This is a genomic window from Acinetobacter sp. C26M, from assembly GCF_023702675.1.
GTDB lineage: Bacteria > Pseudomonadota > Gammaproteobacteria > Pseudomonadales > Moraxellaceae > Acinetobacter.
Genome location: NZ_CP098478.1, coordinates 2,850,904 through 2,867,453, shown reverse-complemented (window position 1 = coordinate 2,867,453; position 16,550 = coordinate 2,850,904). Strand labels below are relative to the sequence as shown.

Genomic DNA, 16,550 nt, shown 5'->3' with positions numbered 1-16,550 from the left:
TGCCTCTTGGAATTGAATATATAAATCAGCTAGGCGGCAAAAATAGGATTGAATCCCATTTTTCTTAGGAGTCGACGATACATACTTGAGCTACGGTCTGCTGGAAAATGTGCTTCCATCGATAAATCTAGGGGAAGATATTCAGGTTTTTGTGTTTCGACAATTAGGCGATCTTCTTCAAAAATTTGTAAATTGAATGCATAAGCATCCTCAACAGGTAAATCTTTATCATAATTACGGCAGATTGGTGCAAACAGGCGAGTTTTTCGCGCGCTTATTGGAGAGGCCGCATTCATGATCACCTGTTTGCTTTGATTCGGAAAATGAATGGTGAGCGTTGCTGTAAAAGGTAGGCTGATTTCAAAATGTCTGAGCCAGTTGAAATTGTTTTGCCCACGTTGCTCTGCACCAATCGGATAGCGTCCAACGCTGCTGATATAATCCGCATTGAATCCATAACTGGTTTCTGTGGTGCTATAGTCTGGCACTTCAACATCATCAGGATCGCCAAAGGTATCGGGATGCACCCAAGCAAAATGGGCGACATCAATAAACCCTTCCAGTTGTCGACCAGCAAAACAATTCAAATCTACAAAAGGACACACCAGTTGCTGGTAGTCTGAATGATCCCAGTACGGCATGTCAGGAATAACAGGTTTATCATCAGGGCGAGCTGTTAGACAACACCAGATTAATCCATATTTTTCAGTGGCAGCATAGGTTTTCAAATGAAAGCGATCAGATATTTTATGCTGTGGATGCGCTGGAATACGGTTGCATTTACCCTCAAGTCCAAAGCGTAATCCATGATAACGGCACACAATGCCTTGACCATCATGACGGCCTAAGCTGAGGGGGACACCACGATGTGGGCAAACATCTTTTGCAACAATCAGTTCATCTCCCATTTTATAGATGACCAATGGCATATCTAACAATGTGGCTGCTGTTGGTTGTTCTGAAATCTCACGGGCGAGCGCAATCGGGTACCAGTGTTGAGCAAGCAGCTGCCAATCATGCTCTGAAAAAGTCATATGTACGGGTAAATCTATAGGATTAAAGCTTGCGATTACTTTGCTGTTCATCTTTTTTATCTTCGGACTCATTTGCATTGAATATAACGAAGCTTGCCGTTCTAAGAAATTTCAATTAATTGAATGAAGTGTCGTAACTTTTAGAACACTAAAGCAGAGCTAAAATTTTTGATGTGATGTTTGGAGATCAGACGGGATTGTAGAAGGGCGTGCCTTTGACTTGCTGTATACATGGATCATGTCTAGAGCGTGTACGATGGTTTTTTATGATGGCAAGGTAGAAAATTGTCGCTGTTCTGCACAAACTGTGCATTTTTAATCTAAACCAGAAATAATTATGCATAAACTGTGATGCACAAATTCCATATTGTAGTGATAGATGCTCAATATTTTGATGGATAGATGTCATCACTTTTGCACTTGACCTAGAGCTGAGCTCGGATCAGGCAAAACATCATGATTACAATGAATAGAAGGAACAAGGCATGCAACACTTGAATATGCAAAACCAATTTAAACTTATTATTAACGGTCAATCTTGTCTCGGTGAAGCAGGCGAACTTGAGATTATCAATCCTGCAACAGCTGCCGTTGCAGCAAAATGTGCACAGGCATCGATTGCACAGGTGAATCAAGCAATCGATGCAGCAAAGCAAGCTTTTGGAAGCTGGCAACGCAGTTCTCATGAGGAACGCAAAAGCATACTGAATAAGATTGCGGATGGGATTGAACAACATGCCGAAACTTTGGCAGAGTTGATTGTACTTGAGCAAGGCAAACCATTGGCATTGGCACAAATGGAAGTGCAGGGTGCGATTGGCTGGACACGTTATACCGCAAGTTTAGAAATGCCAGTTAATATTATTGAAGACAGTGAACAGAAACGGATTGAACGTCATTATCAGCCTTTAGGTGTGGTGGCGTCGATTACACCGTGGAACTGGCCTTTGATGATTGCGGTGTGGCATATCATGCCTGCCTTACGTGCAGGTAATGTGGTGATTAATAAACCATCTGAATTTACCCCCTTAGCGACTTTAAAACTCTGTGAAATCATTCAGCAAGAAGTCCCAGCGGGTGTAATTTCGATTGTTGTCGGTAATGGTGAAATTGGTGAGGCATTATCGAGTCACCCCGATATCGCAAAGGTGGTTTTTACAGGTTCGACCAAAACAGGTCAGCACATTATGTCGGGTGCGGTAAAAACCTTAAAACATTTGACCCTAGAATTAGGTGGTAATGATGCGGGGATTGTTTTACCTGATGCCGATCTAGATCAAATAGCCAAGCGAATATTTAATGTGGCATTTCTAAATGCTGGACAAACCTGCGCTGCATTAAAACGCTTATATGTGCACGAAAGCCAATATGACGTGCTAGCACAAAAGTTGGCTGATATTGCCAATGCCCAAAATGTTGGAGATGGCATGGCTGCAGAGACTACATTTGGTCCTGTGCAAAATCAGCTGCAATATCAGAAAGTAAAAGCTTTAATTGCCGATGCGCTTGCGCAAGGCGCCAAGGCATTGTCAGGTGATCAGATGGTACCTGAGCAAGGCTATTTTATTGCACCAACGATTTTAACTGGACTGGATGAAAGTTGCCGAGTGGTACAAGAGGAGCAGTTTGGTCCAGTGTTACCAATTCTAAAATATCGTGATATTGATGATGCAATTGCACGGGCCAATGCCAGTGAATTTGGATTAGGCGGTTCAATCTGGTCTTCTGATTTAAAAGCCGCACAGTTCTACGCTGCTCAATTACAATGTGGTACGGCATGGGTCAATACCCATGCAGAGATTGTTCCACATGCACCGTTTGGCGGTTGGAAAATGTCAGGCGTTGGTGCTGAGTTTGGTATGGAAGGTTTGCTAGAGAATACCGTTGGACAAACTGTGCATATCAATAAAACTTAAACCTTCATATTTTTAAGGCGGATCTAATATCCGCCTTTTTCTTTTTATGCATGGTGCTGCTTAAAACTAGGTTTAAGTGGCTGGATGGTAGCTGTGACCCTTGGGTTTGCTGATGAAGTGATTCTGTTCTTTGATTTTTTTTAACACGATGTAAGATTTTATATGCCCAATAAATCCATAAGAAAGCAGCCGTTCTGTCACAAATTGGGAAAGTTGTTCCAAATTTTCTGCGACGACTTTTAGGATAAAATCTGCATCGCCACTGATTGAAAAAGCATCTTGAATATTATCCTCAGCTTCAATTAAGTCCTGAAAGGCCTGTTGTGACTTTGCCTCGTGAATACGTAAGTTAATGTGGATCATCGCGGTAACCTCCAAGCCTAAAGCTTGTTGGTGGATGCGGGCAGCATAACCCAAGATCACGCCTTTTTGCTCCAGTAACTGTCGTCTTCTTGAACATTGTGAGGCCGATAAACCGATTAAATCTCCAACTTCCTGATTGGTGAGCCGTCCATTCTTTTGTAGGGCCTGAATGATTTGCCAGTCGAACTTATCCATTGCATAAAATCCTTTTATGATACACAAATATTGTATTTTTATTAAAATGCGTTTTTATTATGCACGAAATTTAATAGGTAGATGAAATATTATTTTTCTATGGAATAAAAAATTGACTTGAAAGGATGTAGAGCAATGTTCATAGAAATCGGTGACTTTTTAAATCTTCGTCTAAAACAAATGGGTATCCAACATCTGTTTGGTGTACCTGGTGATTTTAACCTTTCTTATCTCGAACAAGTTGAGGCGGATGCCCAACTCGAATTTATTGGTAATTGTAATGAATTAAATGCGGCTTATGCTGCTGACGGTTATGCACGAATCAACGGTTTTGCTGCTTTGACAACGACCTATGGGGTCGGTGATTTAAGTGCGATTAATGGTATTGCAGGTGCTTATGCTGAGAATGTGCCAGTGGTGCATATTTCAGGGATTCCACCTTTACATGTAGTTCAGAAAGGAACTCTAGTTCATCACACTCTGGTCGATGGTAACTACGACAACATCATGAACTGCATGAAAGAGTTCACGGTTGCACAGACCCGTTTAACACCAGCCAATGCCGCCTCTGAAATTGACCGTGTGTTACGTCAATGTTTCCTTGAACGTCGACCTGTACATATCCAGTTGGCATCGGATATTACTCACGTCAAAATTGAAGTGACAGATCGTTCACTCGATTTATCTTATCCAAGGGTTGAGCCAGAGCTGTTACAAAGCGCAGTCACTAAACTGTGTGAGGTGATTGCGCAAGCCAAGCAGCCAGCGCTGCTGATTGATAATGAAGCCTCTGTTTTTGGGATTACCTCGCTACTGGATGATTTATCCAAAAAATGTTCGATTCCTTTTGCCAGTATGCTGACCGCTAAAAATATTATGGATGAGGGTTCACCGCGTTATGTGGGAACTTATGTCGGTGGAGCAAGCCAGCCACATGTCCGCAGTACCATTGAGCAATCGGACTGCCTGATTGGCATCGGTGTGCGTTTTACCGATGTGGGGACAGGTGTATTTACCCATCAAATTGCCACTGAAAATTACATTGAAATTAAACCGTATGCATTAACGATTTTTGGACAGGATTTTCTAGGTATTGAAATTGGGCAATTGTTGGTGGAACTGAATAAGAAGGTTGCACCACGTAAGTTAAGCAAGCCAATGTTGGAAAAACAGCCTTCGACGATTGTAGATGTTCCTGAACAGCAAGCATTGAGTCAGGATGTTTTGTGGAATGCTATTTCAGGTTTTCTAAAAGAAGATGATGTGATTATTGGTGAAGTTGGAACATCTAATTCTGCTTTGGCCGGTTTAAAGCTACCTGCAACCGCTAAATATATTGCACAACCACTGTGGGGCTCGATTGGTTATACCTTGCCAGCATTACTTGGTAGTTTGTTGGCTGCACCTGAACGCCGCCAAATCTTATTTATTGGTGATGGTTCATTTCAGCTTACCGTACAGGAGCTTTCAACCATTATCCGTCATGACCTCAAGCCGATTATTTTCTTACTCAATAATGGTGGTTATACCATTGAACGTTTGATCATGGGAGAGAATGCCGCTTATAACGATGTGCAAAATTGGAAATATGCCGAAATTCCAAATGTCTTTAATGGCACGAAAGCCTATAAAAGTTGTGTGATAGAAACCGCAGGTCAACTTAAACAAACCTTGGATAGTATCGACCAGTTCGATGGTCTGACCTTTATCGAATTAAAGCTACCAGCCATGGATGCACCCCTCAGTCTGAAAAAATTTGCGTCAGTGATTGCACGTTTTGATTATGGCGATCGAGGCTATGAAATCTTAAAACAACGTTCCCAATCATTACCCAGTAAAAAAGTAATTTCCTTCTGAAGAGAAGGGCGTTGGAAAATCTTCAAATTTATAAATTGATAAGAGAGCGGATCAGATTCGGAGCTTCATGCTGAGCTTCGAATCATACGCTGTATAAAAGGTGTACAGGATGTGACACACACATTGGAGATAAAGTGATGGATGTAAACAATAAACATGAGTTAAAACAAGGATTGTCCAATCGACATATCCAGCTGATAGCACTTGGTGGTGCGATTGGTACAGGATTATTTTTGGGGCTTTCACAAACCATCAAACTGGCAGGACCTTCTATATTATTGGGCTATGCGATTGCAGGTGTGATTGCTTTTTTAATCATGCGTCATCTAGGTGAAATGGTGGTTGAAGAACCCGTCAGTGGTTCATTTAGTTATTTTGCCAATAAGTACTGGGGCCGCATGGCTGGCTTTATGTCGGGTTGGAATTATTGGGTGCTGTATGTGTTGGTCAGTATGGCTGAACTCAGTGCCATTGGAACCTTCATCCATTTTTGGTGGCCAGATGTTCCAACATGGCTGACAGCCTTGGTATTCTTTATTTTGCTGAATGCGATCAATTTGGTCAATGTTCGCTTTTTTGGTGAATCGGAATTTCTATTTTCCTGCATCAAGATTGTTGCAATTTTAAGCATGATTGGCTTTGGTGCATATTTATTGCTTTCTGGTTCTGCGGGTCCGCAGGCGGGTATTGCCAATTTATGGCAGCACGGTGGTTTTTTCCCGCACGGCACGCATGGCTTTATTATGGCATTAGCTGTAATTATGTTTGCTTTTGGTGGGCTTGAATTAATCGGGATTGCAGCGGCAGAAACTAAAAAACCAGAAACCACGATTCCTAAGGCGGTCAATCAGATTGTGTACCGTATTTTGATTTTTTATATCGGTGCGATCGGGATTCTCTTATGTCTTTATCCATGGAACATGGTAGCAGAAGGTGGTAGCCCTTTTGTCTTGATCTTCCAGTCTTTAAATAGCAATGGCGTTGCCAACGTTTTAAATTTCGTGGTTTTGATCGCAGCCGTTTCTGTTTATAACAGTTGTATTTACTGTAATAGCCGCATGTTGCATGGATTAGCTGAACAAGGCAATGCACCTGCGATACTAAAAAAAGTGAATGCGCGTGGTATTCCTGTACCTGCTGCGATTGTCTCGGCTTCAATTACGGCCGTTTGTGTAGTGGTTAATTATCTGATCCCTGGCAAAGCTTTCGAACTATTTATGATGCTGGTTGTGGCGGCATTGGTGATTAACTGGCTGATGATTTCAGTGACACATTTGAAATTTAATAAAGCAATGCAGTTAAAGCGACATCAAACCAAGTTTAAAAGTATCTTAAGTCCATGGAGTAATTATTTAACCATTAGTTTTGTCTGTTTTATTTTGATCATTATGGCAATGACACCAGATATGCGCATAGCTGTGATGATGGTACCACTGTGGTTGGGTGGTTTAGCTTTAGTCTATGTATTGAAGTATCGTAAAAAAGTGGTAATTGCTACAGAGATTCAGCCGAATCTTTGAATCTGATAAAACATAAAAAGAGCCCAAATTTAAGGCTCTTTTTATTTTAAAAAGACTTAGAACTGAATAATGCGAGTTATTTTTAAAAATGCTCATTTTTGTCAAAGATTAGGTTCTTCTTCAATAAATTATCGTTATTAGAAAATGAGAAAAATAAAGATGAGTAATCAATGACCAGCATTAACAAGCTTTATAAGGCAATTCCATCATGCGTTGGATCAACCAATAATATAGGCAGATTGGTCTTTCCCAGCAGAATATGCACTTAAACCTGAACATTGTATGCAGCAATGTAGTTGGAGCCGCTATGGCATTATTATGCCCGACCTACCGTATCCACATCATTTTTTTACGTTTCTGTCGATTATGAGTTCAACGGCAGTACTGACAACTGAAGCTGATCCACTGTTACAGACTCGCTTTGGACAGAATGCCATGATTGTGACAGAGGCTGCTGCGAAAATGGTATGACATGTTTAGAGCTATTTAGTTCCTAAAAGTTCCTAGGTTTATTCATTATTTAGAAGGGCGGAAATTTATCCTGTACGAGATTAAGTTTTAGACCATGTTCTAAGTAGGCTTTTAAGCTATCCAGTACTGTTGTGAAACCGCCAGTACTATCAATAATAAAAGAAATCAGTTCATCGCCTTGAAAAGGGATGTTGTAGTTCTGAATCCTGACATAAGTTTGGTTGTCGTTTAAAGCTTCAAAGATGAAATCAACCGTACTGCTCGGTTCGCCCCACTGAATTTGAATCAATTCATTGGAAATGATTTTGGTCACCTTTACTTTTGCTGAAACTTGATATTTTTCCCATGTCCATTCAACGGTTTTTCCTTGTTCTAGCTTTCCTGTAGCTGAACTAAACCAAAACTTTGAGGTGATTTCTGGATCAATAAATGCTTCAAAAGTGCTGTGAATCGGTTTACGAATCAGCATTTGTGTTTCAATGATGACAGGATTTAGCATTATATCTGTTCTTTTCGATAGGGAATTGTCATAAAACATATATAAACTGGTTGCTCTACCCAAGAAGCTTTTTGTTAAGCAGAATCAGCGGGGGGCTTTTAAATTTTATAAAATTCAATATCTAAAAGTTATTTTCTTAGTGTAATCGAGTTCCGAGCTGCAAAAAATACAGCAGAAAATATGACTTTATGACCAATAATTTTCTAAAAAATGACTCGAATAATTGACCATCACAAAAGCGTCATAAAGTTGTCACTTAATTGTCATATTATCTGCTCAAAATGCAGTTAACCAAAGTACAACACTTAAATAGAAAAGAGTTGTAAATCAAATTGCATAAATGAGAGAAAACAGAATGCGCTTAAATCCACGTCACATCGCAATTGCATTAGCTGTATCTGGGGCAACTGTAGCAACGACTGCAAATGCAGCTCGTGATACGATTCAAATTGCTGGTTCATCTACTGTATTACCGTTTGCAAGTATTGTTGCTGAAGAGTTTGGCAACACATTCCCACAGTTCAAAGCACCCGTTGTTGGTTCAGGTGGTACGGGTGGTGGTTTGAAGCAATTCTGTCAAGGTGTAGGTGATAACACTATCGACATCGCAAATGCTTCTCGTCAAATTAAAGACACAGAGCTTGATGCATGTAAAAAATCTGGCGTAAACCAAGTACAAGAAATTAAAGTCGGTTATGACGGCATCGTATTTGCATCAAACGTTAAAAAAGCAGCATATAAATTAAAACCAGTACATGTATTTACTGCATTATCTGCACAATTGCCTTCAAATGGTAAATTAGTTCCAAACCCATATACCACTTGGAACCAAATTGATAAATCATTACCAAATGAACCAATTACTTTAGTTATTCCTGCATCTAACCACGGTACGCGTGAAGTGTTCCAAGAGAAAATGGTTGATGCTGGTTGTGAAGCATTTGATTACTACAAAGCTTTAAGCAAAGATGATCAAAAGAAAGCATGTTCAACTTTCCGTAAAGATGGCCGTGTGATTGAAATTGCGGGTGACTATACTGAAACTTTAGCTCGCTTGAAGACTTCTCCAAACGCAGTGGGTGTATTTGGTCTAGGTTTCTATGATTCAAACCGTGATAAATTACGTGTAGCAACTGTAAATGGCGTGACTCCATCTGAGAAAACGGTATTAGATGGTAGCTACCTTGTTTCACGTCCATTGTTCTTCTACGTGAAAGGCGAGCACTTGAAATCAATCAAAGGCTTACCACAATATACAGAATTCTTCTTAAACAAGAAAATTTCTGGTAAAGGTTCTAAATTAGAAAAAGCTGGTTTGATTCCTTTAAGCGACAAAGAGCGCGCAAAAATCCTAGCTGATTTTAAAGCTGGTAAATCAGTTAAGTAATATTGTTAAAAGGGAGGCTGGTGAGACGTTGGATCATCAGCCTTTTTGTCTAGCTAAGTTTTTTCAAATCATGAAAATTGAGAAAACAGTGGAGATTACATGAATCTGCTACTTATCGGTGTGTTATTAGCCCTTGTGGCAATTGCATATCAAATCGGGCTGAGCAAAAGCCGTAACCTAGCAGGTAAGGGAAATAACTCAGCAGCACTACATTCTCGTCCAGGATATTATGGGGCGTTGGTTGCTTTGTGGTGTGGTATTCCTGCTTTTTTAATTTTGATTATTTGGAACTTGGTTGAACCAAGTATTTTACAACATATTATTTTTAATAATATTCCTGCATCTGTGAGTTCAACTTTAGATGCGGCAGGTCGTGATGTTTTAACCAGTCGTGTACAAGCGATTGCATCTGGTTTTGGGGTAACAGATCAGCCAGCAGCATATGAAGTTGCAGCAGCACAACAACTTGCTAAATTCCAAACGATTGGATCTTTTGCAAAACTTGCAGTGGTGATTAGTGCAGGATTAGCAGGTTTAGTTTGGGCAAAACGCCATGTCAGCCAGCAATTCCGTGCACGTAACCAAGTCGAAAAAACCATTAATGTTGCTTTGATTCTGTGTTCAGGTGTCGCAATCTTGACAACAATCGGTATTGTTTTATCGATGTTGAAAGAGGCGCTACACTTTTTCCATTTTGTGAGCCCAGTTGATTTCTTTTTTGGTACTGAATGGAACCCGGGTTTTAGCACATCAGGAAATGCAGAAGGTAGTTACGGTATCTTACCGTTAATCTGGGGTACCTTGATGGTGAGTGGTATCGCATTGTTGGTTGCGGTGCCGATTGGTTTGTTGGTCGCGATTTATTTGGCTGAATATGCATCGCCAAGTTTACGTTCTTGGGCAAAACCTGCGATTGAGGTTTTGGCGGGGATTCCAACGATCGTTTATGGCGTATTCGCTTTAATGGTTATTGGCCCATTCTTTAAAATTGTGGGTGAAAGTGTTGGTATCAATATTAATGCGACCAGCGCTCTAACAGCAGGTTTTGTAATGGGAATTATGATTATCCCATTCGTTTCCTCATTATCCGATGACATCATTACTCAGGTACCTCGCGCATTACGTGATGGTTCTTTGGGCTTAGGTGCAACGAAATCAGAAACTATTCGTCAAGTGGTTCTGCCAGCTGCCTTACCAGGGATTACTGGTGCATTTTTGCTTGCCGTATCCCGTGCCGTAGGTGAGACCATGATTGTGGTGCTTGCAGCAGGGAACAGTCCATTGTTGCATGCAAATCCATTTGAAGCAGTTTCGACAGTAACCGTCACGATTGTGAAGCAATTAACAGGGGATACTGACTTTGCGAGCCCACAAGCACTGGTGGCATTTGCCCTTGGTTTAACCTTGTTTGTGATTACTTTGGGTCTAAACATTATTGCACTGTACATCGTGCGTAAATATCGTGAGCAATACGAATGAGTTCATCAAATACATCTCCTCTGGATCCGAAGTTATTGGATCCTCAAGTAGCTGCTGAACAACGTGAGCAGCGTAAAAGAAAGATTCAAAGTTCTTTGGCCAAGCGTCATCGTAAGGAAAAAACGTTTCGCTTTGCAGGTATCTCAGCGGTTGTGATCGCTCTCGCATTTGTTGCCTTATTGTTCGGCAGTATTTTGGCAAAAGGTCTACCGTCCTTCTGGCAAAGCAGTATTACTGTTCCTGTTTTTTTTGATCCAGCGATCATCAATGTTGGGGCGAAGCCAAAACAAACAGCAGGTGAAACCCCAGCTCACTTCGAAGAGCGCATGGTCGCTTGGCAAACTGAAATGGGTATGGTGGATTGGGATGCCTTGATCGTAAATGGAATCGTTGCTAAAAATAAAGCATTAGAGTCTCAACGTGATTATCTAAGCAGTTTATATACCAGTTCTGAAGCATACCGTTTGCGTGATATGGTGCTTAAAAACCCTGCGCTGATTGGAAGCAAAGAAGAGATCAAATTTTTAGCAGATGCCAATGTTGATGTATGGTTAGCGGGTAATATTGATCGTAGTCTGCCTGATGATCAGCAACAACTTGAACCAGAAGTACGCCAACTTGCAGATCAGTTAAAGGCGGAAGGAATTATTAAAAGTACCTTCAATACCAACTTGTTCTTTAGTCCAGACTCTCGTAGTTCACCAGCAACCAGTGGTTTAGCAGGCGCATTCATGGGTTCATTATTCATGATGATGATCGTGATCGTGATCTCGATACCAATCGGTGTTGCCAGTGCAATTTATCTTGAAGAGTTTGCACCAAAAAACATGATGACTGACATTATTGAAGTCAACATTAACAACTTGGCCGCGGTTCCTTCGATTGTATTTGGTTTATTGGGTGCTGCAATCTTTATTGCTTGGATGCAGCTACCATTATCAGCACCCTTAGTCGGTGGTTTGGTTCTGAGTTTAATGACATTGCCGACCGTGATTATCACGACACGTGCATCGTTAAAAGCAGTTCCACCTTCGATTCGTCAAGCCGCGTTAGGTTTAGGTGCATCGAAAGTACAAACCATTTTTCATCATGTATTACCGTTGGCATTACCTGGCATTATGACAGGTGCGATCATCGGGGTTGCACATGCATTGGGTGAAACTGCACCGTTGCTTTTAATCGGTATGAGCGCTTTCGTTGCTAGTGTTCCGACTACACCTTTAGATCAAGCGACTGCATTACCTGTACAGGTTTATTTATGGCAAGGTAATGAATTACGTAACTTCTTTGAAGGACGTACTGCAGCAGCGATTATTGTTTTACTGGCATTAATGATTGGTTTGAACAGCCTTGCCATTTGGCTCCGTAAGAAATTTGAAGTGCGTTGGTAATTGAGGAGAGTACAATGAATACGATTGATATTATGAACGCCGTAGAAAAGGATAAATCAGTGAATCCACAGCAAACAGAATTTACGTCATCTGAAGCGCAAGTTCAGCAATCAAATACTGCATTTGTCTCTCAGTTTGAAACGGCTTCTTCAAATAAAAAGCCAAAAACGAGTGAAGTGAAAATCAGTACTAAGGATGTTCATGTTTACTATGGCGAAACTGAGGCAATCAAAGGAATTGACCTTGATGTTTACCAGAATGAAGTGATTGCATTCATTGGTCCATCAGGTTGTGGTAAGTCGACATTCTTGCGTACTTTAAACCGCATGAATGACACCATTGATAGCTGTCGTGTGACGGGTAAAGTGACTTTAGATAATCAAGATATCTACGATCCAAACCTTGATGTGGTATTGCTACGTGCTCAAGTCGGCATGGTTTTCCAAAAGCCAAACCCATTCCCGAAATCAATTTTTGACAATGTTGCTTATGGCCCTAAATTACATGGTCTGGCACGTGATAAATATGATTTAGAAGAAATCGTGGAAAATAGTTTGCGTAAAGCAGGTTTATGGGATGAAGTTAAAGATCGTCTGAGTCAACCAGGTACAGGCCTCTCAGGTGGTCAGCAACAGCGTTTATGTATTGCACGTACCATTGCGGTGAGCCCAGAAGTGATCTTGATGGATGAACCATGTTCGGCACTCGATCCAATTGCGACAGCAAAAATTGAGGAATTAATTTCCGAGTTGTCTGAGCAGTTCACGATTGCAATCGTAACCCACTCTATGCAGCAAGCGGCACGTGTCTCTGACCGTACGGCTTACTTCCATTTGGGTGACTTAATTGAAGTAAACTCGACTGAAAAAGTGTTTACCCAACCTGATCATCAGTTGACTGAAGCCTATATCACAGGTCGTTTTGGTTAATTTTTTGATCAAATAAAAATAAGAGCCTTCGGGCTCTTTTTTGTTTATATAAATGAAAATGAATCTATTTTGCAAAATCGCTATTGAATTTTTATTGAGCAGACCACATCTTAGAACAATAATGCCGAACTTATAGAGCACATACTTCATGTTATTCCATTTACCTAAGTTTCCTGCTGAAATTCGTATCAGTCATCTCAACGCGCGTGTGAATGAACAAAGAAAAAGAATCGCGCAAAGCACAGCATCTCGTTTGGAATTATTACAACTCCTTCAACAACTTGCTAAAGAAGCAAAAATTCGTAAAAAGAATGACCAAAAAATCTATGTACTCGACTTTAAAGGTGATGTGCAAGCTTCTGCGGTCGATACCATTCGTGAAGAGATCACTCTGATTTTAGCTACGGCTAAAGCAGGGCATGATCGTGTGGTCGTACGTTTAGAAAGTCCTGGTGGAATGGTACATGGCTATGGTCTAGCAGCGGCTCAATTAGTGCGTTTACGTGATGCAGGCTTTAATGTCACCATCTGTGTCGATAAAGTTGCAGCAAGCGGTGGTTATATGATGGCGTGTATTGCCAATGAAATTATTTCTGCACCTTTTGCTGTAGTGGGTTCGATTGGTGTCGTTGCACAAGTGCCAAACTTTAATCGTTTGTTAAAACAATATAATGTCGATTTTGAACTTTATACCGCAGGTGAATACAAGCGTACTGTGACGATGTTTGGTGAAAATACCCCAGAAGGTAAGGCCAAGTTTGAAGAAGAGCTGCAACAAACCCATTCTCTATTTAAGCACTTCGTTGAAAAATATCGCCCACAATTAGATGTTGCAAAAGTGGCAACAGGTGAGCATTGGTATGGTGAAGATGCACGTCAGCTTAACTTGGTTGATAAGTTACAGACCTCTGATGAGTACTTATTAAGTTTATTACCAAAGCATGATATTTATGTGATTAATACCCGTAAACGCCCAACCTTTGGTGAAAAATTAGGCTTGCAAGCAGCACAAATGGCGGAGAGTTTGATTCCTGCAGTCATGGGTAAAATTACTGATAGTCTTGCAAAAGCAAATAGCACATTGGTACAAATGCGAGATCCTAAATTTTAAGTATTTCATTCAATTGCTCTTTTAAAAACCAGCCTATATGGCTGGTTTTTTCTGATTCATATTTATGACTTTTTATCCTAGATAATATTAATATTTGAACATTTGGTTAATTAAAAAACATGACAAAACTTATGATCGAAGAGATTGTAGTCATATCGATCATTTGATATTTTATTTGCAAGATGAATTACTTAATTATTCATTAATCTAAGAATGACTTAAAAATATAATTGATAAGTGAGCATAATAATGACAAGAGTCGTTGTTTTTTCAAAGAAAAACTCAAATATTCTACAAGATGCACAATTGAAAAGTGTGGTTTTAAACCAACCTTCAATCGTGCAAATTGGCGTAAATCAGGCGGATATTAAATCAATTATCAAGCAAGGTAATGATCTTGTCATTACATTAAAAAATGGTGAAAAGATTGTTGTTAGTGGTTTTTATAGTGATGCCAATCTGACTGAACATAGTTTGGCAATTTCTAAAACAGAAGGTTCCTATGCAATCGCTGAATTTGATGATTCAGGCAAATTTGTAGGTTATTCATCAGCGACCTCACTGGCGCAATTTGCTTATACCGAGCCAGTTACACAAGCGATGCCTGTTCAAACTACGGAGAATGATTTAGGCATTAGTAAATCACAATTATGGAAAGTCGGTTTAGCTGCTTTAGTTGCTGAAGGCACGTATTTGTGGGCCGTCAAAGATGACGATAAAGATGATAAAAATAAGAGTGATAACAAGCCAATAGATATAACCCCACCTGCAATTAAAGCCACAATAGCAACTGATGATTCGCAAATGATCACTGTAAAAACAGAGGCAAATGTTAGAATCGAAATTAAAGATTCAACAGGGAAAATACTTGCAACGGGACAAGCGGATGCTCAGGGAAATTACACCTTTAAATTACCCCAGCCCTTGCCAGCAGGTGAAAAAGTTACGGTAACGGCAATCGATAGTGCTGGAAATGCTGCGAAGAGTGAAGTTGTTGGAAATAAAGATGTGACCCCACCTGATGCACCAATGGCACAATTGAATGCTGATGGTACGATTGTCTCTGGTAAGACTGAAGCGAATGCTAAAGTGTCGGTTTACGATGCTGATGGGAAATTACTTGGTACCGTTACCGCAAATAAAGAAGGTCTATACTCAATTAAAGTTTCACCTGCATTAACCAGTGACAAGGGAGGAACAGTGATTGCTCAAGATGCAGCAGGGAATAAATCCACTCCATCTAAAGTCATTGCTGGAAAAGATACTTTGCCACCTGACCAACCTTTGGTCGATGTAAATAAAGAGGGGACTTCCATTCAAGGTCGGGCTGAAGCTAATAGCAAAGTACAGATAAAAGATGCTGATGGAAAAGTGATTGGCAGTGGAACTGCGGATGCGCAAGGCAAATTTCAAATTACGCTTTCACCCGCATTAACCGCAGATAAAAAAGCTTCAATCATTATTGAAGATGCGGCAGGAAACCAATCCAAACCACTTGAGATCAGCGCAGGGAAAGACACCATTGCACCAGACAAAGCCTTAGTTCAAATCAATGCGGCAGGAGACTCAGTTACGGGGATTGCCGAAGCAAACAGTAAGATAGAAATTAAAAGTGCGAATGGAAAGACAGTATTGGGCACAGGTACAGCAGATGCTAATGGAAAATTTACCATTCCAATAAACCCTATTTTGACTGATAAAAATATCGGTAAAGTTTATGTTGTGGATGCGGCAGGTAACCGCTCTGAGGCAACGGATGTAATCGGTACCAAAGATACGATTGCCCCAAATAGTCCAGTCTTGCAAAAAGTAATAGATGATGTTGGAGCAGTAAAAGGGGCGATTGCAGCGGGTAGCGATACTGATGACAGCAAACCAAAATTAGAAGGTACGGGGGAAGCAAAAGCAGTACTTACGATTTATGATAATGGGCAACCTATAGGCACTGTTACTGTAGGTGATAATGGAAACTGGAGTTTTGAAATTACGAAAGATTTAGGGTTGGGAACACATAAAATTACGTTGACTCAGACTGATGCTGCTGGAAATATTAGTGAAATGAGTAGTGCATTTAGCTTTAATGTGGTCGCGCCTGTAGTGAAAGCATCTTTGGCAGATGCGATTGATCTGAATACCTTACCAACCCGACAAGCTGAACCAACGTCTGAATCTGCCGTTATGGAAAAGCCAGATTTAAATGAATTGTTAGCACCTTCAAATCAGTCCTCAAATCAATTAGATCGCATTTTAGATCAATTGCTTGTAGGTCAAACAATTGCAACTGTAGTGAACAACTCTGGCAATTCTGATTCAGCCAATCTTGATTACCCACAAAGTATCAAAGCTGATCCATTAGATCAGCTTACTGTATTGCAGCACTCTATTATTTAATAGACAT

The 16,550-nt window shown here is 40.4% G+C and carries 13 protein-coding genes; 10 read left to right on the top strand and 3 right to left on the bottom strand.

The genetic code is table 11. The features are described from left to right. Nucleotides 1-29 precede the first annotated feature (29 nt). Nucleotides 30-1,085 carry a Rieske 2Fe-2S domain-containing protein gene (locus tag NDN11_RS13095; RefSeq protein ID WP_251109889.1) on the bottom strand — a complete coding sequence of 352 codons (1,056 nt, stop codon included), beginning with the start codon at nucleotides 1,083-1,085 and terminating at the stop codon, nucleotides 30-32. A gap of 434 nt (nucleotides 1,086-1,519) precedes the next feature. Between NDN11_RS13095 and NDN11_RS13090 the strand changes: the two genes are divergently transcribed. Further along, on the top strand, nucleotides 1,520-2,950 hold the full coding sequence (locus tag NDN11_RS13090; RefSeq protein WP_251109888.1) for an aldehyde dehydrogenase family protein: 1,431 nt from the start codon (nucleotides 1,520-1,522) through the stop codon (nucleotides 2,948-2,950). A gap of 72 nt (nucleotides 2,951-3,022) precedes the next feature. Here NDN11_RS13090 and NDN11_RS13085 read toward each other — a convergent pair whose 3' ends face one another. Continuing rightward, nucleotides 3,023-3,508, bottom strand: coding sequence for an Lrp/AsnC family transcriptional regulator (locus tag NDN11_RS13085; RefSeq protein ID WP_251109887.1), 486 nt, complete (start codon nucleotides 3,506-3,508; stop codon nucleotides 3,023-3,025). A 135-nt stretch (nucleotides 3,509-3,643) separates the two neighbouring features. Here NDN11_RS13085 and NDN11_RS13080 point away from each other — a divergent pair, with 135 nt between their 5' ends. From NDN11_RS13080 to NDN11_RS13070, 3 genes are all read left to right on the top strand, one after another. Continuing rightward, complete coding sequence (locus NDN11_RS13080) at nucleotides 3,644-5,365, top strand: alpha-keto acid decarboxylase family protein (protein ID WP_251109886.1); 1,722 nt, start codon at nucleotides 3,644-3,646, stop codon at nucleotides 5,363-5,365. A 137-nt stretch (nucleotides 5,366-5,502) separates the two neighbouring features. After that, on the top strand, nucleotides 5,503-6,885 hold the full coding sequence (locus tag NDN11_RS13075) for an amino acid permease (protein WP_167250649.1): 1,383 nt from the start codon (nucleotides 5,503-5,505) through the stop codon (nucleotides 6,883-6,885). Nucleotides 6,886-7,167: 282 nt separating this feature from the next. Then, nucleotides 7,168-7,356, top strand: a complete 189-nt coding sequence (locus tag NDN11_RS13070; RefSeq protein ID WP_251109885.1) for a hypothetical protein — start codon at nucleotides 7,168-7,170, stop codon at nucleotides 7,354-7,356. Nucleotides 7,357-7,405: 49 nt separating this feature from the next. On the opposite strand, the gene NDN11_RS13065 is transcribed toward NDN11_RS13070, so the two are convergent. Beyond that, nucleotides 7,406-7,855, bottom strand: a complete 450-nt coding sequence (locus tag NDN11_RS13065) for an SRPBCC family protein (RefSeq protein ID WP_251109884.1) — start codon at nucleotides 7,853-7,855, stop codon at nucleotides 7,406-7,408. Between the two features lie 355 nt (nucleotides 7,856-8,210). On the opposite strand from NDN11_RS13065, the gene NDN11_RS13060 reads away from it, so the two are divergent. The 6 genes from NDN11_RS13060 (at nucleotide 8,211) to blp2 (ending at nucleotide 16,543) form a co-directional block, all read left to right on the top strand. Beyond that, on the top strand, nucleotides 8,211-9,242 hold the full coding sequence (locus NDN11_RS13060; RefSeq protein ID WP_004652127.1) for a substrate-binding domain-containing protein: 1,032 nt from the start codon (nucleotides 8,211-8,213) through the stop codon (nucleotides 9,240-9,242). Between the two features lie 99 nt (nucleotides 9,243-9,341). Further along, the gene (pstC, locus tag NDN11_RS13055; protein ID WP_167250645.1) at nucleotides 9,342-10,721 is read left to right on the top strand and encodes a phosphate ABC transporter permease subunit PstC; all 1,380 of its coding nucleotides are present in this window, start codon (nucleotides 9,342-9,344) and stop codon (nucleotides 10,719-10,721) included. Beyond that, on the top strand, nucleotides 10,718-12,112 hold the full coding sequence (gene pstA / locus NDN11_RS13050; protein WP_251109883.1) for a phosphate ABC transporter permease PstA: 1,395 nt from the start codon (nucleotides 10,718-10,720) through the stop codon (nucleotides 12,110-12,112). The genes pstC and pstA overlap by 4 nt, the downstream gene beginning before the upstream one ends. Before the next feature lie 14 nt (nucleotides 12,113-12,126). Beyond that, a complete protein-coding gene (gene pstB, locus NDN11_RS13045; protein WP_065343367.1) occupies nucleotides 12,127-13,041 on the top strand; it encodes a phosphate ABC transporter ATP-binding protein PstB in 915 nt (304 codons plus the stop codon). Nucleotides 13,042-13,189: 148 nt separating this feature from the next. Next, nucleotides 13,190-14,152 carry a protease SohB gene (gene sohB, locus NDN11_RS13040; protein WP_251109882.1) on the top strand — a complete coding sequence of 321 codons (963 nt, stop codon included), beginning with the start codon at nucleotides 13,190-13,192 and terminating at the stop codon, nucleotides 14,150-14,152. A 249-nt stretch (nucleotides 14,153-14,401) separates the two neighbouring features. Beyond that, nucleotides 14,402-16,543, top strand: coding sequence for an Ig-like repeat protein Blp2 (gene blp2, locus NDN11_RS13035; RefSeq protein WP_251109881.1), 2,142 nt, complete (start codon nucleotides 14,402-14,404; stop codon nucleotides 16,541-16,543). Nucleotides 16,544-16,550 lie beyond the last annotated feature (7 nt).